Source organism: Microbacterium aoyamense, from assembly GCF_023155855.1.
Classification (GTDB): Bacteria; Actinomycetota; Actinomycetes; order Actinomycetales; family Microbacteriaceae; genus Microbacterium; species Microbacterium aoyamense.
Genome location: NZ_JAKNUT010000001.1, coordinates 301742 through 320615 on the forward strand (window position 1 = coordinate 301742; position 18874 = coordinate 320615).

General features: G+C 67.8%; 18 protein-coding genes. 2 read left to right on the forward strand and 16 right to left on the reverse strand.

Annotated features, from left to right (window positions below; all coding sequences use genetic code 11):
* Positions 1 to 31: 31 nt before the first annotated feature.
* The 6 genes from MA876_RS01865 to MA876_RS19205 all read right to left on the reverse strand — a co-directional run bounded on the left by MA876_RS01865 (position 32) and on the right by MA876_RS19205 (position 4571).
* Positions 32 to 1066, reverse strand: a complete 1035-nt coding sequence (locus tag MA876_RS01865) for a hypothetical protein (protein ID WP_248145526.1) — start codon at positions 1064 to 1066, stop codon at positions 32 to 34.
* A complete protein-coding gene (locus MA876_RS01870) occupies positions 1063 to 1605 on the reverse strand; it encodes a UGSC family (seleno)protein (RefSeq protein WP_248145528.1) in 543 nt (180 codons plus the stop codon). The genes MA876_RS01865 and MA876_RS01870 overlap by 4 nt, the downstream gene beginning before the upstream one ends.
* On the reverse strand, positions 1605 to 1859 hold the full coding sequence (locus MA876_RS01875) for a hypothetical protein (RefSeq protein WP_248145530.1): 255 nt from the start codon (positions 1857 to 1859) through the stop codon (positions 1605 to 1607). The genes MA876_RS01870 and MA876_RS01875 overlap by 1 nt, the downstream gene beginning before the upstream one ends.
* 49 nt (positions 1860 to 1908) lie before the next feature.
* On the reverse strand, positions 1909 to 3033 hold the full coding sequence (locus MA876_RS01880) for an extracellular solute-binding protein (protein WP_248145532.1): 1125 nt from the start codon (positions 3031 to 3033) through the stop codon (positions 1909 to 1911).
* 114 nt (positions 3034 to 3147) lie between these two features.
* Positions 3148 to 3546, reverse strand: a complete 399-nt coding sequence (locus MA876_RS01885) for a carboxymuconolactone decarboxylase family protein (RefSeq protein WP_248145534.1) — start codon at positions 3544 to 3546, stop codon at positions 3148 to 3150.
* Between the two features lie 2 nt (positions 3547 to 3548).
* The gene (locus tag MA876_RS19205; protein WP_248145543.1) at positions 3549 to 4571 is read right to left on the reverse strand and encodes an NAD(P)-dependent oxidoreductase; all 1023 of its coding nucleotides are present in this window, start codon (positions 4569 to 4571) and stop codon (positions 3549 to 3551) included.
* Between the two features lies 1 nt (position 4572).
* Here MA876_RS19205 and MA876_RS01895 point away from each other — a divergent pair, with 1 nt between their 5' ends.
* Positions 4573 to 5286 (forward strand): nitroreductase, encoded by a 714-nt coding sequence (locus tag MA876_RS01895; protein ID WP_248145545.1) that lies wholly within the window; start codon positions 4573 to 4575, stop codon positions 5284 to 5286.
* A gap of 4 nt (positions 5287 to 5290) precedes the next feature.
* On the opposite strand, the gene MA876_RS01900 is transcribed toward MA876_RS01895, so the two are convergent.
* The 4 genes from MA876_RS01900 to MA876_RS01915 all read right to left on the reverse strand — a co-directional run bounded on the left by MA876_RS01900 (position 5291) and on the right by MA876_RS01915 (position 9754).
* The gene (locus MA876_RS01900; RefSeq protein ID WP_248145550.1) at positions 5291 to 6775 is read right to left on the reverse strand and encodes an aldehyde dehydrogenase family protein; all 1485 of its coding nucleotides are present in this window, start codon (positions 6773 to 6775) and stop codon (positions 5291 to 5293) included.
* A 49-nt stretch (positions 6776 to 6824) separates the two neighbouring features.
* Positions 6825 to 7988, reverse strand: a complete 1164-nt coding sequence (locus tag MA876_RS01905; protein ID WP_248145551.1) for an iron-containing alcohol dehydrogenase family protein — start codon at positions 7986 to 7988, stop codon at positions 6825 to 6827.
* Positions 7989 to 8079: 91 nt separating this feature from the next.
* Entirely contained in the window at positions 8080 to 9273 is a 1194-nt protein-coding gene (locus tag MA876_RS01910) for an MFS transporter (RefSeq protein ID WP_248145552.1), read from the reverse strand.
* On the reverse strand, positions 9266 to 9754 hold the full coding sequence (locus MA876_RS01915) for a YbhB/YbcL family Raf kinase inhibitor-like protein (protein WP_248145553.1): 489 nt from the start codon (positions 9752 to 9754) through the stop codon (positions 9266 to 9268). Before MA876_RS01915 ends, MA876_RS01910 begins: the two co-directional genes overlap by 8 nt.
* 128 nt (positions 9755 to 9882) lie before the next feature.
* Between MA876_RS01915 and MA876_RS01920 the strand changes: the two genes are divergently transcribed.
* The gene (locus MA876_RS01920; RefSeq protein WP_248145555.1) at positions 9883 to 11856 is read left to right on the forward strand and encodes a hypothetical protein; all 1974 of its coding nucleotides are present in this window, start codon (positions 9883 to 9885) and stop codon (positions 11854 to 11856) included.
* 5 nt (positions 11857 to 11861) lie between these two features.
* Here MA876_RS01920 and MA876_RS01925 read toward each other — a convergent pair whose 3' ends face one another.
* From MA876_RS01925 to MA876_RS01950, 6 genes are read right to left on the reverse strand one after another with little or no spacing between them, the layout of a single operon-like run.
* Positions 11862 to 14192 (reverse strand): thiamine pyrophosphate-binding protein, encoded by a 2331-nt coding sequence (locus MA876_RS01925; RefSeq protein WP_372491471.1) that lies wholly within the window; start codon positions 14190 to 14192, stop codon positions 11862 to 11864.
* A gap of 17 nt (positions 14193 to 14209) precedes the next feature.
* Positions 14210 to 15229: a branched-chain amino acid ABC transporter permease gene (locus MA876_RS01930; RefSeq protein WP_248145557.1), complete on the reverse strand. Its 1020-nt coding sequence runs from the start codon at positions 15227 to 15229 to the stop codon at positions 14210 to 14212.
* The gene (locus MA876_RS01935) at positions 15226 to 16098 is read right to left on the reverse strand and encodes a branched-chain amino acid ABC transporter permease (RefSeq protein ID WP_248145559.1); all 873 of its coding nucleotides are present in this window, start codon (positions 16096 to 16098) and stop codon (positions 15226 to 15228) included. Before MA876_RS01935 ends, MA876_RS01930 begins: the two co-directional genes overlap by 4 nt.
* Entirely contained in the window at positions 16095 to 16820 is a 726-nt protein-coding gene (locus tag MA876_RS01940; RefSeq protein WP_248145561.1) for an ABC transporter ATP-binding protein, read from the reverse strand. Before MA876_RS01940 ends, MA876_RS01935 begins: the two co-directional genes overlap by 4 nt.
* Positions 16817 to 17590, reverse strand: a complete 774-nt coding sequence (locus MA876_RS01945; protein ID WP_248145563.1) for an ABC transporter ATP-binding protein — start codon at positions 17588 to 17590, stop codon at positions 16817 to 16819. Before MA876_RS01945 ends, MA876_RS01940 begins: the two co-directional genes overlap by 4 nt.
* Positions 17591 to 17595: 5 nt before the next feature.
* Positions 17596 to 18855: an ABC transporter substrate-binding protein gene (locus MA876_RS01950; protein ID WP_248145565.1), complete on the reverse strand. Its 1260-nt coding sequence runs from the start codon at positions 18853 to 18855 to the stop codon at positions 17596 to 17598.
* Between the last annotated feature and the right edge of the window lie 19 nt (positions 18856 to 18874).

An 18874-nucleotide genomic window follows, 5' to 3' on the forward strand; every position in this document is an offset into this window, starting at 1 on the left:
TGGGACACGATGATGGACCGAGATGACGGTCTCAATCGATGCGTCGGGTGACGGCCTTCGTCAATGCGAACGAGGCCATGTAGAGGGCGTGAACCCCGGGTCCTCCCGCCACGATGATCTGGATGTCTTCAGGGCGGTCGACGATCGGAAGCCTGCTCATGTCGACCCAATCAGGGCGGCGCGTAGCGATGAGCTCCTGGAAGGGGGTGGGCATTCCGCGCATGTCGATGCGCGCGTGCTCGAAGAGGATCTCGGCGGCTTCCTTCGGTCCGAGTCCGCTGTCGGCGATCTGCTTCGCCTGCTCGGGACACAGCACGACGAGCGCTTCGCCGCCCATCGTGTGGTTGTTCGAGCCGACGGCCGCCATGCCCCGGCCGATGACGTTCAGCGCCTCGTAGCCGTTCTGACCGGTGACGTCGATGATGTTGTGCTGAGCCTGCACCGCGAAGAGCGTGACGGCGCTGTCCTCGGCATCCAGTCCGACGCGCACGTGGTACGGCTCCCACGGAGTCTGGGCTTGGTTCTCGGCCGCGCAGAAGCTGTACTTGCCGGGCCAGCCGTGCGTGGCCTGATCGGTCTTGCCCGGTATCCCGCCGCCGAGATTCTGCAGCAGGAATCGCACGGCGCGCCCGATCACCGCATTCGCGTAGTTGCCCGGCCCGAAGCATCCCGCTCCCCAGTTCATTCCGAGGCGTTCGCGGATCGGACCGTGGACCATCACTAGCGGCGTCACGGGGTTGGTCGTCGGCTGGATGGCGAAGAGGTTGTACTCCGGCGCCATCAGGGCCTCGGCGATCGCGAGGAGCACGGGCATGTGCTCTGGCGAGCAGCCCGCGAGGACGCCGTTCACGGCGATGTAGCGAGGCGTGACCAGCCCCTGGATCGGGGGCATGTATCCGAGCACTTCGTCCGGGCCACGGGTCGTGCCCGCCAGCATGCGGTCGACGCGCTCGGGCGTCGCCACGACGACTGGCAGGCCGTCGCCGATGCGGCGCTCCGCGAGTTCACGTGCGAGGTCGGTGGGATCGCCCGAGACGTCGAGCATCGTGTCGGCTGCCACGGTCACTTGCCCACCGCCAGGAGCTCAACCACTTCATCCGCTCGAGGAGCGCCCCACTCATCGGCGAGCACCGTTGCGGGCAGATGCGCCAGCGGGTGCGCGACCTCGATGATCCCCAGATTTGGGACGTCGAGCTGCCGCGCCCATAGGCGACTCATCTCGGTGAAAGGCGCGCTCACGAAGACGACGGAGGGGATGCCTCGCTTCTCGAGTTCGGTCCCGTCGTGGATCGCATAGGACGAGCACGATCCGCAGTCGCCGACCGCCACCACTGCCACGTCCCACTTGCCGGGAAGCTCATCCAGGAAGGGGGCGCCGACGCCCGCGTGTGGCTTGGCGCGGTAGTCGAACTGGATGTCTTCGTACTGCGCCGCCAGCGCCGCGCGCACGCCCGCGAGGATGTGCTCTCCACCCGGCTTGCCGTTGTAGAGGAGCCCCACCCGCTTGCCCGAGAGGCTCGGCACGCGTTGCGCGCCGAGGTCACCCGCGGCGTTGCGCAGCGGCGGCACTGGGTTCAGCATCTGGACGCCAGCCTCGGACGTCATCACTTGACCCAGTCCTTGCGCAGTCGCACTTCGCCTGTCGGAAGGCCGCGTTCCACGAGTGCGCGACCGGCCATGAGCACGAGCATGTCGTCCGGCATCACGCAGTCTTCGCACGCATCCGGTCCTGCCGTGATGGCGAGCTGCACCGTCCCGTCATCCCGGACCTCGTCGACGCTCAATCCGTATCCGCCGGCTTCGAGAGCAGTTCGCAGACCGCCGAGGGCAGCCTCCACTTCGATGGTCGAAGATGTCATGTTTGGCTCATTCCTCTCATCGCGAACTGCTCTCGCAGCCTGGCGTCTCTCACTGTCCGGGCTGGAAGTAGGTGTCCCACACGGCGCGGAACTCGTCGCGTCGCTCTTGCGGCCAGTCCGCGTCGTTGACCGGCTCGACCTCGTCCCAGCCAAGCGCCCCTTCGGTCCCGTCGAGAATGACGGGCGCCGACATCGGTCCGTGCTCGTCGACCATGAGTTGCTGCGTCGGCTGCGACATGAGCCAGTTCACGAACACCTGGGCCGCGGCCGGATGGTCGGCTCCTGCGAGGGTCATCGGGCCATACGCGAAGCCCGTGACGTGGCCATCGTCCGGAACGATCTGCTCGACCGGCGCACCCTCCTCCTTCAGCTGGTCGAGGAGACCCGGCTGCATGAGGATGACATAGCCGACCTCTCCCGCCGCAAGGCTCTGTGCAAGAGGCGTGGTCGACCGGATCACCGTGTGGTTCAGTGCCGACAGCTCCTCGAGGAAATCCTCGCCGCCGTAGGCGTCCATCCACGTCTCGAGCTGGAACATGCCGTTCTGCGAGATCGGCTCGGCGATGCCTACGGGCGTCGTGCCAGCCGTCTCGATGAGGTCTTCGATGTTGTCGACGGGCTCACCGATCTGCGTGTTCCAGCCGAGGAGGTACGGGTTCGCCATCACCTGCAGGTAGTAGTCACCGACTGAGAAATCGCTCCACCCGGCGTCCGCAGTCTCGGGAGCCAGCTGAAGCGCGTTGAGAGCACCGGCCTCCGCTTGGCCCGCCGCCCATGCGGGCTGCGAGTGCCACGTGACGTCCGCGCCTGCGACGCCCGCGGCGATCTCCTGGTCCATGCGGGCGATGAGGTCACTCGTGGGCTCACGGACGACAGTCACGTTGATGTCGGGGTATTCCTCCGAGAACTGCGCGAACGTCTCCTCGGTTCCCGGGGGCGACGAGTAGACGATGAGCTCGCCCTCGGCGTTGGCAGCCTCCACGAGCGCCTCCCACTGGGCGTCGTCGAGAACGACCGGGGCTCCGGAGCCGGTCGCTGCGGGGAACTCGACCTCCGACGAACCTTCGGTCGGCTCAGGGCTGCTCGAGCTACACGCCGACAGCACGACGAGCGTGCCGGCTGCGAGCGTTGCGAAAGCGATGCGAAACGTCTTGCTGCTGTTGCGGGAGTGCATATCGTCATGGACCTCTCTGTCCGATTCCGAGTGAAGACCCTTCTAGGGTGCTTCGCTAGTATAGATAGTAGACTATTTACTCTGTCAAGACTTCGACCCCGGGGTCGACGTCGCTCACTCCAGAAGTCCGCGTTCGCGCAGAACGTCCTCCGCCACGCGGAACGACTCGGTGGCCGCGGGCAGGCCGCAGTACACGGCGGTGTGGAGCAGGACCTCCTTGATCTCGTCGGGGGTGCATCCGTTGTTCAAGGCACCCTCGACGTGGTTCTTCAGCGGACCCGTGCGGTTGAGCGCAGTGAGGATGGCGATGTTGAGGATGCTCCGCTGCTTGCGATCGATGCCGTCCCTCCCCCACACGCGGCCGAAGCAGACGTCCTCGGCGTAGTCCTGGAGTACATCGTTGAAGTCGTTCCGACGGCTGTCCTTCACCCGCAGGTACTCTTCGCCCATCAGCTCTCGGAGCACGCGGCGGCCGGTGCTCTCCACGTGGATATCGCTCTCTGCGTCGTTCATCGTCATCCCTCCGCCAGGATGCGTTCGACCTGATCGTCAGTGAGACGGATCTCGACGCCCGCCCTCTCGTTCTGGAGCGCGAGCGACGACTGCGAGTCGCGGTCGCCCCATCCACGTTCCCGAGCCTCGCGGTAGTCTGCCTGCGCCGCACGGGCGATACTCATGGGGACGTCCAGCTCGTCGGCCAATTCGAGGGCGAGGCGAAGGTCCTTGTCGGCGAGCGCCAGTGCGAACGAGGGCGGTTCGTACGCCTCCTGCAGGTAGCGTCGGCCGATCGAGTCGAACGTGCGCGCTCTCCCGATCGCGCCCTGCCGCAAAGCGCTCCAGAGAGTGTCGGGCGACATCCCCGCCTTCACGCCCAGGCTCATGACTTCCGCGATCGTCGCGCGAATGCTGATGCTCGCGGCGTTGTGCATGAGCTTGGCCGTGTTGCCGGCTCCCACCTCGCCGACGTACATGACCCGATCGCCCATCTTGTCCAGGAGCGGCTTGAAGCTCTCGAACACGGCCGCATCGCCTCCCACGTAGATCGCGAGCTTGCCGGTACGAGCTCCGTCCGGTCGCCCGCTCACAGGGGCATCGAGCACGTGGATGCCGCGCTCGAGCGCGGCGGCGGACACCTCTCGCACGGTGGACGGCGCATTCGTCGTCAGGTCGAACCACGCGGCGCCCGACCGCAGACTCGACAGCAGACCGCGGTCATCGAACGCGACCTCGCGCATCTGCTGCGGTCCGGGAAGCGAGGTGAAGACCACATCGCACTGCCGCCCGAGCTCGTCGGTCGACTCAGCCCAGGTCGCGCCGCGTTCTTCGAACGCGTAGCCGCGACCGCGATCGAGGTCGTGAATCACGACCTCCAGATCCGCGTCGACGAGATTGTGGACCATTCGCGCCCCCATGGCGCCCAGCCCGATGAATCCGATCATCATTGAACGTGCCTCTCCGACACCCGCACCCGTCGGGTCTGGCGTCTCCTGCGACTTTGCGTGTAGATAGTATACTGGTGCCGCAGCCTGGAGGAGCACCGTGAACTCAACTCAGCCGATGCAGCGAGGCATCGAAGACCATTCCGTCGCGCTGGAAGCCCTTCTGCGTGAGCGATGGAGCTGTCGTGCCTTCGAGGACGGGTCCGTGCCGAGCGAAGTGATGGAGCGGATGTTCACGCTCGCCCAGCTCGCTCCCTCATGGTGCAACACTCAGCCGTGGCACGTGATCGTCACCTCCGGCGATGCGACGACGAGGTTCCGGGAGGGCCTCGTCGCGCACATCCGAGCCATTGGGCCGTCCCGTCCCGTCGACTTCGACACACCACGCGACTACACAGGCGTCTATCGCGAGCGTCGTCGTGAGAGCGGCCGTCAGCTCTACGACGCCTTGGGCATCGCCTATGGCGATCGCGAAGCACGCGCCGCGCAGGTGTTCCGCAACTGGGAGTCCTTCGGAGCGCCTCACATCGCGATCGTGACTACCGCCGCCGAGCAGGGGACCTATGGCGCGGTTGACACCGGCGTATACACCGGCTGCCTGCTGCTCGCAGCGCAGTCGCTCGGCATCGCGGCCGTGCCGCAGGGGGCCTTCGCGTATGCGGCCGGCTTCATCCGTGAGCACTTCGAGATCCCTGCCGACCAGAAGGTGCTGCTAGGGATCGGATTCGGGTACGCCGCTGCAGAGCATCCCGTCAACGCGTACCGCACGAATCGCGCATCGCTCGACGAGTCGATCCGGTTCGTCGAGGAGTGACGATTCACAGCGCAGCGACGACGGACTTGGTCTCGAGGTAGTTCGACAGCGCCTCTTCGCCGTTCTCGCGCCCCCATCCCGACTGCCGGTATCCGCCGGCGGGCATGTAGACGCCGCCCGCGCGATGAACATTGATCCCGACGCGCCCGGCGCGCAGACGCCTCGCGATCGAATGCGCGACGGCTCCGTCACGACTCCAGACGCTCGACGCCAGCCCGTACGAGCTGTCGTTCGCGAGTCGGACGGCTTCGTCAGTGTCCGAGAACCGCATGACGCCGAGAACGGGTCCGAAGATCTCCTCACGCATGACGCTCATCGACTGATCGACGTCGACGATCACCGTCGGCTCGAAGAAGTAGCCGTCGTCGCCGATGCGCGAGCCGCCGCTGTAGATCGTCGCGCCGTCGCCCCGTCCTGCCTCGACGTAGGCGCTCACCCGCTCGAGCTGCCGCTCCGATATGAGGGGTCCGATGTCGACGCCCGGATCGGCGCCGTAGCCGACTTTCAGTGCTCGCCCTTGCGCCGCCACGCCTTCGACGACCCGTTCGTAGACTGCGTCGTGGACGAACAGTCGTGTGCCGGCAGCGCAGACCTGCCCCGTGTTCCAGAAGACAGCGGCGGCGACCTCGGGGATCGCCAGATCGAGGTCCGCGTCATCCATCACGATGACCGGCGACTTTCCCCCGAGCTCCAACGAGAGCGTCTTGAGATTGCCGGTCGCCGCATGGATGATGCTGCGCCCCACTTCGGTGGATCCCGTGAACCCCACGGTGTCGACGTCGGGATGCTCCGCGAGACGGCTCCCGACGATCTCGCCCACCCCGGTGACGATGTTCACGACACCGGCGGGAACCCCGGCCTCGGTCATGATCCGTCCGAGTTCGAGAGCCGTCAGCGGCGTCTCGGCTGCCGGCTTGAGCACGCACGTGCACCCGGCGGCGAGTGCCGGGGCCAGCTTCTTCGCCGCCGAGATCAGCGGCGCGTTCCACGGAACGATGAGAGCCGCGACCCCGATCGGCTCCCGCAGCGTATACCCCTGAATCCGCCGTTCGGCGGGACCGAGGTCGAGAGTGCGGCCGTGGATCTTGTCGGCCCAGCCCGCGTAGTAATGGAACTGCGCGGCGGCCTCTCGGACCATCGCCCGCGCCTGCGGCACTGGGATGCCCATGTTGCGGCTCTCGAGTTCGCCGAGCTCTTCGGCGCGCGTGATCATCCGATCCGCGATCCGCCAGAGCACCGCGCCGCGCGACGAGGCCGGGAGCCGCATCCATCGGGACTCGTCGAACGCGGCTCGCGCTGCGGCGACGGCGCGATCGACGTCCTCCGGCGTGGCGCTCGGCACATGCGCCACCACTTCGCCGGTGCCGGGGTCGAATGTCGGCAGCACGGCGCCGTCGCTGCTGTCGACCCACTCGCCGTCGATCAGCATCCGCGCGCGCAGGGATGCACCGGCCCGGTCGGTCATCGTTGCTTCTCCCACATCGGTCATGATCGCTTGCTTCCTCTCGTGCCGGCCATCGGTCGTGCCGTTGTTCGGCTCACCACGCCGCATCCAGGATGCCGACGAGGTCGGCGCGGTCCGGACGCTTCGGCACCCGCGTGAGCGACCAGTCCTCAAAGGCGTGGTCGACCGCCACCGCGAGATCGTCCCGCGCGATGCCGACGTCTCTCAGTCGATCGGGCACGCCGGCGGAGCGCAGGAAGCGCGCAGTCAGCGCCGGGAGGCTCTCCGGAGACTGGCCGTCGACCGCGAAGACATCCGCGATCCGGCGCTGGCTGGCTCCTGTGACATCGGTGTTGAACGTCGCTGTGTGCGGCAGCAGCATCGCCTCGACCGTGCCGTTCGCGGCATCCGACATCGGACCGAGCGCGTGCGACAGCGCCTGCGCGATACCCGCTCCCGCCGAGTCGCTGCCCTGGCCGATCAGCAGCGCCGCGAGCATGAGCCGGATCCGCGCGAGATCGTCTTCGCCCTCGTCCTTCACCACCGGGAGGTGGTCGATCACCTCGCGCAGACCCTGCGCGAGCAGGGCTTCGGCCAGCGGATTGTCGGCCACGGACTGCATGCCGTCGATCGCCATCGACAGGACGTTGAGGCTCGCCGACGAGACGAGCCGCGACGGTGCCGTCGCGGCGAGGGCGGGGTCGAACACGACGAGCTGCGCGCGTGCCTTCGGGTCGAACAGAGCGAGACGCTCGCGGGTCTCGGGGTCGCGGACCGCTGCCCCCGCCTTCGCGTAGGCGGTCGTCGGAGTCGTGGCGAGCACGATATTCGGCAGCTTCGGCGCGTTGAGCCGCGGGCTCACCATGCGGCCGGTGGCGTCCCGGTGGGTGGCGAGCTCACGCACCCCGCGCCCCTCGGCGGAGAGGATCGTCGCTGCGCGCGCCGTCACGACGGCGGATCCGCCGCCGATGGCCACGACGCCATCGGCTTCAGTGGTCTGAAGCAACTCCGCCGCCGCCTGCACCTGCGGAACGGGACTGTGCTCCCGCACACCCGTGAAGGTCCCGACGAGCCGCGCACCGAGCTGGCCCTCAACGATCGCCATCACATCGTCCCGCGCAGCGACAGAGCGACTGCAGACCATCACGATCCGACGCAGATCCATGCGATCGAGCTCGCGCGACAGCTCGCTCAGCGCACCGTCGCCCCACAGTGCGCGCGTCGCCGGAGGTGAATAGCGTACGAACGGGACCGACATCCGACTCCTTCGTCTCTTTGGCCACCGTACGGCGCCTGAAGATAGAGTATACTATCTTGCGTCCTCGCGCCGCCATCACCCGCCGCATGCTTCAGGCCGAACCCCGCTTCCGCGCGCTGAGCTCCCACCCGCTCGCTGCAAGCAGTCCGGCTGCCTGAGCGAGGAACACCACGGCCGGTCCGGCTGCGATCGCCAGCACACCGGCGACAACGGGCACCGCCACCTGCGCGACCTGATTGCCGAGCATCCGCACGCCGAGTGCCCGGGATCGCGCGCGCGGAGGTAGCGCGGCGATGATCACCGTGATGCTCAGGGGTTGCCCGATCCCGAGGAAGAAGCCGCCGATCACCATGGCGGCGAACAGGACGACAGGCAGACTCGACGTCGCTGTCGCGATGAGAGCCGCCGCCGAGCCGGCCGTGCTCCACAGCAGCAGGTCCGACGACGACCATCGCCGTGACAGCAGGCCCATGAACATCCGCGAGATCATGGACGTCGTGCCGCGCACACCCAGCAGAAGACCGACCATGAACGGCGTGAGCCCGATGTTCTGACCGACGACCGGCAGGTAGGCGGTCAGCAGATCCACGGCCGTCAGGACGGCCGCGCTGACGAAGACGTAGCGCAGGACGCCGGGTGCTCGGATCACGGCCAGAGCGGAGGTCGGCTCCCCGGGGTCGGATGCCGAGTAGTGACGTGCCGCCGAACTGGTGAAGACCCCCGCGAGGACGACGGCGACACCCGCGGCGATCCAGAAGGCCGCGGAGATGCCCTCCCGGGTCGTCGCCACGGGTCCGACGACGATGCCCGAGAGGACAGGGCCGATCGTCTGACCGAGAGAGGCCGCCGCCGACATCCATCCGAAACCACTGTTGTAGAGATGGGCGGGCGCCGAACGCGAGATCCACCCCTGGCCTCCCAGGGCGAGTCCGAGGTGCGCCGCACCCATCAGGGCACTGGCCAGCACGAGCGCCCACAGGTCGCGCGTCATCGCCGCCAGCACGAAGCTCGCCGCGAGCAGCAGAGCTGAGGCCACGGGGATGATCGCGATGTGCGTGAGCCGGCCGACGATCGTGCCGAGCGGGATGGCGATCAGAACGGGCATGACGGCAGCCGCGGCGACGAGCACGCCGACCATGAGAGCGTCCGCCCCGAGGTCGAGCGCCGCATACGAGAAAGCCGGTCGGGCGATCCCCAGGGCCAGCTGCCCCAGGCCGATTCCCACCAGCGGTCGCCACAGCCACCCACCGGGCGGGCTGACGAACGCGGCCGCGGCGTCAGGCATCCGTCGTCATCGCCGGATCCTCGTGTCGGAAGCGCTCGTAGTAGGCCACGAACCTGCTCTGCTCGATGACACTCGCTGCATACCGCGCGAGGAACTCCTCGCGTGACGGCTCGCCGTCGACCGTCTCGCTGAGCGCGTACACCTGGAAGAAGTAGTGGTGCCGCCCGTGGCCACGCGGGGGCATGGGCCCGATGTATGCGCGCTCGCCCATCGTGTTCGGCCCTACCCGCACTGAGGGGTCATCGAGATCGACCGCCCGGTCGAGGGCGGGGACTCCGTAAAGCAGCCAGTGCGTGAAGCCGTGCGGTAAGGGTGCATCGGGGTCATCCATGACGATCGCGAGTTCCGTCGCGCCCGCGGGGACGCCCGAGACGACCAGTGACGGTGCCGCATTCGCCCCATCGCCGGTGAAGCGGACCGGGAAGAGCTCGAGGGGCTGCAGGTGTGGACTGCGGATGACGAGTCCCGCCGATTCGGGCATCTTCGCCACTCCTCACTCCGCGGTTCGCGGCGCCTGGTGACGAGCCTTTACGCGGCGAGCATCTCTGTCTACTCTCTACTTTAAGGGAGTATATCTTTCCGGAATGCGGACGTGGAGGTCCAGCAGTCATGAATGAACGAACGATCCCTGAAAGCCGCCGCAGCCGAGTCCACCGCGACACGCGCGGTGGACGGCGCCCCGCACCAGCGGCCGTCGCCGCCGTGCTGGGCCTCGGAGTCGCCACATCGCTCGTCGGTGTCGCCGCTCCCGCAGCGGCCGAGCTGGAGCTCACCACGATCGAGGGACTCCTGCCCAACGGAACGCCCTACACGGCGGTGCTGCCCAACGACTGGAACGGCACCCTGCTGCTCGACCTCGACTTCAACACGTCGCAGGAGCGCTACCAGGCGCTGTACGAGCGCGGCTTCGCGGGAGCCGGGGTCGAGCGCTCCGGCGCCGGGGACGCCCCCGCGATCTCCGCCGACCTGCTGACCGTGCGCGACATCTTCGCGGCCGAGTTCGGCGAGCCGGAGTACGTCCTCTCGAACGGGAGGTCGCGCGGCGGCGTGACGGCGGCGGTTCTGATGGAGACGTATCCCGACGAGATCGACGGCGCGATCGCGCAGTGCACGGTGCCGGGCTACATCCCGTCGTACAACAGCAAGCTCGACGCCGCGTTCGCCGCCCAACAGCTCTTGGGCGCTCAGGATCTCGCCATCGTCGACATCCCGACCGACGCCGCAGCGTACTCCGCGCTGGTGAGCGCCTGGACCGGCGTGCTCCAGACCGCCCAGGCGACGCCCGAGGGCAAGGCGAGGATCGCGCTCGCCCACAGCCTCGGCCAGCTTCCCGTGCGCAGCTCGTCCACCCAGCCCGTCCCCGACCCCGCCGACAGCGACGCCGTGCAGGCCGCGATGTTCCAGACGCTGACGGGCCAGTTCAGCAGCCGTCTGGGCGTGCGCCGCGAGTACGAGCAGGCGGCGGGCGGAGTGTTCAACTGGAACGACGGCGTGGACTACGCCGCGGTGTTCAGCCTCGTCCGTCCGGAGTTCCAGCAGGTCGTGCGCGACATGTACGACCGTGCAGGGCTGGATCTGGATGCGGAGCTCCGCGCCCTGAACGCCGCCCCCCGTATCGTGGCCGACCCCGCGGCCGTCGCCGAGGTGGACCGTCGTGGCGGGCACACCGCCGACCCCGACCGCCCGATCCTCTTCAATCAGGCTCTCGGCGACGCGACGACCCAGCTCGTCACGATCAGCTCGTACGTCGAAGAGGCCGAGCGCAACGGCAAGGCCGACCTTGTGCGCACGACCGTCGTCGACACCGCGGGTCACTGCGCCTTCTCGACGGAGACCTACGTGTCGGCCGTCGAGGTCGTCGATGAGCGCGTGCGCACGGGCGTGTGGCCCGACACCTCCGCCGCCGCGATGAACGAGCGCGTCCGTGTCATCGACGAGACCGCGTCGCGGGACTATATCGAATACGAGATCGAGACGTTCGCCCGGCCGTTCTTCCGTGGCGACGTCTACACTCCGACGCCCGACACGACGAGGCCGGTCGCGACCCTCGTGTCGCCGGCGACCGCCGGGCCGTTCGCCTCGCTGTCGGTGCAGGTGGATGCGACGGACGACCGCGGCCTGCAGCGCATAGTCGCGAACATCTATCGCGACGGCGTGCTCGTCAAGAGCACCCAGACGGCCGTCGGCGGCGCCGTCGCCGGCTCGCATTCGGCGACGGTGACCCTGCCCGACGGGTCGTACACCGTCAAATACAACGCGCAGGATCTCGCGGGCAACATCGCGAAGACCGGCACCTTCGCGTTCACCGTCGACGCCACGGCGCCCACCGCGACCGTGAAGGACGGCGCGGAGTTCACCGTCCCGACCGGCAGCACGTACGATCGCGTCAGCTTCAAGCTGTTCGACGCGGGCCGGATCGACAGGGTCGTGCTCAACGGCGTGACGAAAGACCTCTCGGACAACGCGTGGTCCGACGTCAACTTCGTCGCGCCCGGCGTCTTCGGCGCGGTCCGTGGGTCGAACGAGCTCGTCGTCCACGACGTCGCCGGCAACACGAGGACGGTGACGTTCGTCCTCAACTGATCGGCTCAGAGCAGGTCGAGCGCTGCGCGCATCACCGAGTCGGCATCGATGCCGTGATGGGTATACACATCGCCGAGGTCGCCTGACATCCCGAAGCTGCTCACGCCGAGGCTGCGGCTCTTCACACGATTCACGGTGGACAGGAACGCGAGGGTGTGCGGATGCCCGTCGAGCACCGTGACCATCGGCGCGGCGCGATCGGCGGGGAGCACCTGCTCCAGGATCCAGCTCGGGGAGTCGGCCTGCCCGTTGCGGGCCTGGACGGCTTCGAAGAGCAGACCGGGGCTCGTGACGCAGATCACGTCGACGCCGATGCCCGCCTCCTCGAGTCGATCCGCGGCGGTGATGACCTCGGGCATGATCGCCCCCATGCCGACCAGGGCGACCCGAGGGGCGTCGGCGGTGCGCCACCGATAGGCGCCGCCGACGACCTGACGCCGTCGCCGCTCGCGGGCGGCGTGGTCCTCCGGCACCGAGGCGAGGCGCTGATCGATCGGGCGTGTGGACAGCCGGAGGTAGGCCGACCTGCCGCCCGCCCGACCCATCTGGCTCATCGCTGCGAGCAGCGTCCACTCTGTGTCGATCACGAAGGCGGGCTCGTAGCTGACGCACTCGGGCTGCTCCAGACCGATCGACGGGGTCTTGATCGACTGGTGCGCCCCGCCCTCGGGAGCGAGAGTCACGCCGGACGGCGTTCCGACGAGGATCGACTGCCCTCCCGCGTACATCCCGAACGACCAGGGCTCGAGAGCGCGCTCGACGAACGGATCGTAGATGGTGCCGATGGGGAACAGCGGCTGGCCCCAGCGGCTCCACGTCGAGCCCAGTTCGCTGATGAGGCCGACGAGGTTGCCCTCGGCGATGCCCAGTTCGATGTGCTGCCCGGAGGGGCGCTCCCGCCAGTGCATGATCGTCTCGCGGTCGTCGTCGAACCAGTCCCTGCGCTCCTCGACGGACCACACCCCGACCTTGTTGATCCAGCCTGCGAGATTCGTGCTGGAGCTCACGTCGGGGCTCACGGTCACGACGCGGCGCGCCACGTCGGGTGCGACCCTCGTGAGGTCGACGAGGGTTCGCCCCAGCGTCGCCTGGGTCGTGCCGACCGCGCTGGGCGTGCGCCCGAGATCGAGCGGCACGTCTGGCGGGGCTGCCGCGACGACGGGGGCCCGGCGAAGTCGCTGTGCCGTGCGTTCACACAGCTCGCCCGCCGGCGTCGACGGATCGAACCGTCTCCACGGCGCGGTCGGCGACTCACCCAGACGCTCGGCGAGAGCGGCGTACTGGTCGATGTTCAGCAGCGACGAGTGATTCTGCGGGTGCCCCTCGATGGGCAGGCCGTGACCCTTGATCGTGTACGCGATGATCACCGTCGGGCGCGTGTCGTCGATCTGCGCGTAGGCCGCGCGGAGGGCTTCGATGTCGTGCCCACCGAGATTGCGGATCGCCGCGAGGAGGGTCGCGTCGTCGACGCCCGCGCAAAGCGCGGCGATGGATGCGGCATCCACCCCGTCACCCGGAATGCGCCCGCGGAGCTCTGCCGCGTCGCATCGCAGGAGTCGCTGGAACTCGGGGTTGGACATGTCGATGATCCGCCGGCGCAGCGCGTCTCCTCCGTCGCGGGCGAGCAGCTCTTCCAGCCGCTGCCCGAAGCGCACGGTGAGCACCTGCCACCCGGCGGCGTCGAAGAGCCGCTCGAGCTTGCCTGCCGCGATGTTCGGCACGACGCGGTCGAGTGACTGGCGATTGAGGTCGACGATCCAGACGATCTCTCCGAGATCCTGCACGGCGGAGTCGAGCACCGCCTCCCAGATCGCCCCCTCGTCCAGCTCCGCGTCGCCGAGGAGCGAATACTGACGCCCGCGGTTCGGTTCGCCGGTGATGGTCTCGGTGAACCGTCTCGACAGGGCGCCCCAGATCGGTGCGGTCGCCCCGATGCCCACGGACCCCGTCGAGTAGTCGGCGCCGTCGGGATCCTTCCGACGACTGGGATAGGACTGCAGCCCTCCGAACTGGCGGAGCGTCGTGAGGTACTTCTCGTCGAGATCGCCGAGCAGGTAGTTGATCGCGTGCAGGATCGGGGACGCGTGCGGCTTAACCGACACCCGGTCCGCCGCGGTCAGCTGGTCGAACCACAGAGACGTCATGATCGTGGCGATGGACGCGCTCGAGGCCTGGTGACCGCCGACCTTGACCCCCGAAACGTTCGGCCGCACCTTGTTGGCGTGATGGACGATCGAGGTGGCGAGCCAGAGCACGCGCCGCTCGACCTCGTACAGGGTCTGCGCACTGCTGGGAGTCGCATCCGCAGGGGCGTCGGACAGCATCAGGTCGTTCATGGGAGGCATCCTCGGGATCAGTGGAGGCTGACGGAGCTTCGGCGGTCCGCCTCCGCGGCGTCGACCTGCCCATCGGCTCCTCGGAACAGTCGGCGGATCCCGAGTTCGGCGGCGCCGCCGATTCCCACGGGGAGAAGGAACACGGCCAGGAGCAGGAAGAGGCCGTAGAGAGCGGAGGGCGCCGCCGTGCTGACATCGGACGCCACGCTCGGGACGATCACGATGAACGCCGCTCCGAGCCAGGGGCCGACGACGGACCTGGAGCCGCCGATGACGATCATCGCGAGGAACGAGACGGCCACCATGAAGCCGAAGGACTCCGCGCCCACGTAGCCGAGCACCTTCACGAAGACGAAGCCGGCCGCGCCGGCCATGCCTGCGCTGACAGTGAAGACCTGAGTCGAGAGCGACGTCGTGTTGACGCCGAGCGTCTGCGCCACCACAGGCTGCTCGGCGGTCACGAGGAGCGCCATCCTCACGAGCGGCCGACACGACCACAGGTAGATCACGATGGCGATGGCGATCACGATGAGCGCGAGGTAGTACCCGCGCTGATCCGTCGCGAGTCCCGTGCCGTCCAGGAAGGTGAGCGGAGGCGTCGGCCGGCCGTCCTCGCCGCCCGTCAGATCACTGAAGCGTCGGATCAGCAGCGGTGTGAGCACCGCCAGTGCCAGCGTCGCCAACGCCAGCTGCAGACCGCGGAAACGCAGGATCGGTCGTCCCATCAGCCACCCGAGCAGCGCGCTGAGCGCGATCGCCGCGGCGCCCGCGAGGGGCTCCGACCACCCGAGGTCGGCCTCGAAGATGGTGGAGGCGTAGGCGCCCACGGCGAAGAAGAACGTGTGGCCGAGCGACACTCGACCAGCGAAGCCCGTCAGCAGATTGAGTCCGTAGCCGATCGTGGCGTAGATCATCACGAGGCTGATCAGCAGCACCTGATACTGCGGCAGGTAGAGAGGAAGGACGACCATGACGACCGCGAAGACCGCGACGGCGACGTAGATCGAGACGCGCGACGAGCGAGGCGAGAGCTTCATACCCGGCTCACCTCCGGCGATCCCCAGATTCCGCGTGGTCGGAAGACGAGCACGACGAGGATTACGACCAGGGCGACCATGAGCTTGAAGTCGGGACCCACGAACTCGACGTACGTGCCGACGAGGTTCTCGAGCACGCCGATGCTGACCCCGCCGACGATCGCCCCGACGGGGCTGTCGAGCCCGCCGAGAACGGCGCCGGCGAACCCGTAGATGAGGATGGGGGTCATCATGAGCGGATCGAGGTAGCCACGGCTCGCGACGAGCACCGCGATGGTCGTGCCGATCACTCCGGCGATGAACCATGTCACCGAGAGCATCGTGCCGGTCTTGACGCCCACCGCGCGAGCGGAGACGGGATTGGATGACGTCGCGCGGATCATGAGACCCAGGCGGGTGTGCCGGAGCAGCACGTATACCGCGATGCACGCGACGGCCACGACGAGGATCGAGCCGAGCGTCTGGTAGCTGAGGAACGCTCCTCCGATCTGGATCGTGCCGCCGCCGAAGAGGGGCGGCATCGTCTTGGTCTGGAAGCTCCAGATCCAGGCCGTCACGCCGTTGAGCCCGATGAGGACGGCGACCATCCCGATCAGCGAGTGGAAGTGCGAACGGCGCTCGAGCGGGCGGATGATGAAGCGCTCCATCGTGGCCGACATGACCCCGCCGATCACGAGCGCGATCACGAGCGCCGCCCCGATGCCGATGACCGGCATGAGCGCCCAGCAGATGTAGGCACCGAAGAGGGCGATCTCGGCATGCGCGAAGTTCATGACCTTCGACACGCGGTACATGAGCACCAGCGACAGCGCGAAGCCCCCGTAGATGGCCCCGGAGGCCAGACCGTCGAGCAGAAGCTGGCCGATCATGCGCGGTCCTCCCCGCTGCCGATGTACGACTCGCGCAGCTTCGGATCGCTCACGATGTCGGCGATCGGTCCGGAGGCGACGATGCGCCCGGTCTCGAGCACGGCTGCCGAATGCGCGATCCGCGCGACGGCGTCCACGCTCTGTTCGACGATGAGGAACGACACTCCAGACTCCTTGTTGAGTTCCGCCACGGTGTCGTAGATCTGCTTCGTCACCTTCGGACTGATTCCGAGCGAGGGCTCGTCCATGAGGACGAGCTTCGGCTCAGCCACCATCGCCCTCGCGAGCGCGAGCATCTGCTGCTCTCCGCCGCTGAGGAGCCCCGCTCGCTGCTGGCGCCGCTCCTTGAGGATCGGGAAGCGCTCGTACCACTGCGCAAAGAGCCTGCGGTCGGCCTTGCGACCCCGCGGCGCCTGTGCGGCGAGCAGGTTGTCTTCGACCGAGAGCTCGCCGAACGTGCCGCGCCCTTCGATCACGTGGGCCACGCCCGTGCGGGCGATCGCCTCCGTGCTCAGTCGGCTGAGGTCCGTTCCGTACGAACGCACCTGACCGGTCGCCGACACGGCGCGGACGACAGCCCGCAGGAACGTCGACTTGCCGGCCCCGTTCGCGCCGAACATGGCCATGATTTCGCCGTCCTGGACGGTGAAGTCGATGCCGTGGAGCACCTGCGCCCTCCGGTATCGTGCGCACAGGTCGTAGGTCTCGAGCGCGGCGCTCATGCCACCCCCAGGTAGGCCTCCGCCACGGCGTCGCTCTTGGCGACTTCCGCAGGGGTGCCGGAGAAGAGGGTTTCACCGAGATTCAGGACGTGGACGTAGTCACACAGCCGCTCGATGACCTTCATGTTGTGCTCGACGACGACCATCGTCACGCCGTACTCGCCGTGCACCCCTCGCAGGGCATCCGAGAGGCTCACCGACTCGGCCTCCGTCAACCCCGCGGCCGGTTCGTCGAGCAGGAGCAGCGTGGGTTCCGACATGAGCGCCCGCGCGACTTCGACGGTTCTCAGCGACCCCTGGGGCAATTGCGACGGACGCCGGTCGGCGTGGGCCGACAGCCCGAATTCGGCGAGCAGCGATCGTGCTCGATCCCGGCGGGCGATGCGGTTGCTCACCCGCCCGGCGAAGTCGCTCTTTCGAGGGATGATCGCCGGACGGATGCCCGCGTACGCGCCCAGCTGCACATTCTCGAAGACGGTCAGCGACTCGACGAGGCCCGCGTGCTGGAACGTTCGCGCAACGCCCATCGTGGCGATGCGGTGCGTCGCCGTCTTGGCGAGGTCCTCACCGTCGAACTCGATCGTGCCTTCGTTCGGCACGTAGATGCCGTTCATGCAGTTCAGCAGCGTGGACTTACCGGCCCCGTTCGGACCGATGAGGCCGGTGACCTTGCCCGCTTCGATGTCGAGCGTCACACCGCGGAGCGCAACGATGCCGCCGAAGCGCACCACGACGTCGCTCACACGAACGGAGACCTGTCGCTCGGTCATGGCACTCATTCTCCGACGACGACCTCTCGGGCGTTGAAGATGGTGTCGTCCGCCGTGACCCAACTCTCACCGTCGAACTGCACGATCTGAGCCTCGGTGGGAGCGAATGCGTAATCCTCGCTGGTGCTGATCGCGAGTCCCGGACGCAGGACGGCCGATTCGAGATCGAGGTTGTGGATGCTGGTCTCGAGGTCTTCGACGGTGCATCCCTCCATCCCGCGCAGGGCGTCGAGCATGATCTCCGCCTGGAGCACCCCGCGGTAGAGGAGCGCGTCGTTCTCCCAGTCCTCGTCGGGTGCGTACTCGGCGAGATCGCTGTAGACGACCTTGGGGTTGTCATCGCCCCACTGCGGGTCAGCCACGTCCTTCAGCACGGCGACGCTCAGCACGCCCGTCGCTGCCTCGACGCCGGCGGGCTTCAGCCCGGTCTCGATCTGTCCGCCCTCGGTCGAGACGACCTGCAGGGGCGTCCAGCCGATCTCGTACGCCTTCTTGATCGCGGCGGGGACGAATGTGCCCGCACCGTAGTTGAGGAAGACATCCGCGCCCGAGTCCTTGAGCGCGATGATCTGCGAGTCGACGTTGCCGGCGCTCAGGTCGTAGGCCTGTGCACTGACGATCTCGGCGCCCGTCCCCTCGAACGCGGCGGTGTAGTTGCGGAGCATGTCCTCGCCGTAGCCGTTGTTCTGGTACAGGATGCCGATCTTGGCGTCGGGCTTCTCCTTGAGGATGTACTGGGCCGCGACCCCGGCCTGGAAGCCGTACTGCATGATCGCGCCGAACAGGTCGGGGCTGTTGATCTCCTGGAACTGGTCGGAGCCGGTGTCGACCTGCAGCAGCGGGATGTTGACCGACTGCAGGTACTCGCGCGCCGCGAGCGCGTTGGATGTTCCGAAGACGCCGTAGGTCGAGAAGATGTTGTCGCGCTCGACCAGGGTGCGCACGTTCCGCGCCGTCCGAGCGGGCTCGTAGCCGTCGTCGAGGTAGGTGTAGTTGATGGTGCGGGTCTTGCCGTCCGCGCTCTCCACTCCGCCGTCGGCGTTCGCCTTCTCGAAGACGGCCTCGGCGGCGTGGGCGAGCGAGCCGTAGATCGCCGCGGGCCCACTCAGGGGGAGGCTTCCTCCCAGGTTGATCTCGGTGTCGGTGATCCCCGGGGAGCACGCCTCGCCCGAGGGATCCACCGGGGTGTCACCCCCACGCGCGGAGCAGGCGGAGAGGACGACGGCACAGCAGGCCACGGCGACGATCGCTCGCGTTCTTTTCATGGTGATTCCCCTTTGAATC

What these genes read in the sequence shown, in the direction of transcription:
- MA876_RS01870 (WP_248145528.1), bottom strand. Translation starts at nt 1,605, where the DNA reads ATGACGTCCGAGGCTGGCGTCCAGATGCTGAACCCAGTGCCGCCGCTG.
- MA876_RS01875 (WP_248145530.1), bottom strand. Translation starts at nt 1,859, where the DNA reads ATGACATCTTCGACCATCGAAGTGGAGGCTGCCCTCGGCGGTCTGCGA.
- MA876_RS01880 (WP_248145532.1), bottom strand. Translation starts at nt 3,033, where the DNA reads ATGCACTCCCGCAACAGCAGCAAGACGTTTCGCATCGCTTTCGCAACG.
- MA876_RS01885 (WP_248145534.1), bottom strand. Translation starts at nt 3,546, where the DNA reads ATGAACGACGCAGAGAGCGATATCCACGTGGAGAGCACCGGCCGCCGC.
- MA876_RS01900 (WP_248145550.1), bottom strand. Translation starts at nt 6,775, where the DNA reads ATGACCGATGTGGGAGAAGCAACGATGACCGACCGGGCCGGTGCATCC.
- MA876_RS01905 (WP_248145551.1), bottom strand. Translation starts at nt 7,988, where the DNA reads ATGTCGGTCCCGTTCGTACGCTATTCACCTCCGGCGACGCGCGCACTG.
- MA876_RS01910 (WP_248145552.1), bottom strand. Translation starts at nt 9,273, where the DNA reads ATGCCTGACGCCGCGGCCGCGTTCGTCAGCCCGCCCGGTGGGTGGCTG.
- MA876_RS01915 (WP_248145553.1), bottom strand. Translation starts at nt 9,754, where the DNA reads ATGCCCGAATCGGCGGGACTCGTCATCCGCAGTCCACACCTGCAGCCC.
- MA876_RS01920 (WP_248145555.1), top strand. Translation starts at nt 9,883, where the DNA reads ATGAATGAACGAACGATCCCTGAAAGCCGCCGCAGCCGAGTCCACCGC.
- MA876_RS01925 (WP_372491471.1), bottom strand. Translation starts at nt 14,192, where the DNA reads ATGAACGACCTGATGCTGTCCGACGCCCCTGCGGATGCGACTCCCAGC.
- MA876_RS01930 (WP_248145557.1), bottom strand. Translation starts at nt 15,229, where the DNA reads ATGAAGCTCTCGCCTCGCTCGTCGCGCGTCTCGATCTACGTCGCCGTC.
- MA876_RS01935 (WP_248145559.1), bottom strand. Translation starts at nt 16,098, where the DNA reads ATGATCGGCCAGCTTCTGCTCGACGGTCTGGCCTCCGGGGCCATCTAC.
- MA876_RS01940 (WP_248145561.1), bottom strand. Translation starts at nt 16,820, where the DNA reads ATGAGCGCCGCGCTCGAGACCTACGACCTGTGCGCACGATACCGGAGG.
- MA876_RS01945 (WP_248145563.1), bottom strand. Translation starts at nt 17,590, where the DNA reads ATGACCGAGCGACAGGTCTCCGTTCGTGTGAGCGACGTCGTGGTGCGC.
- MA876_RS01950 (WP_248145565.1), bottom strand. Translation starts at nt 18,855, where the DNA reads ATGAAAAGAACGCGAGCGATCGTCGCCGTGGCCTGCTGTGCCGTCGTC.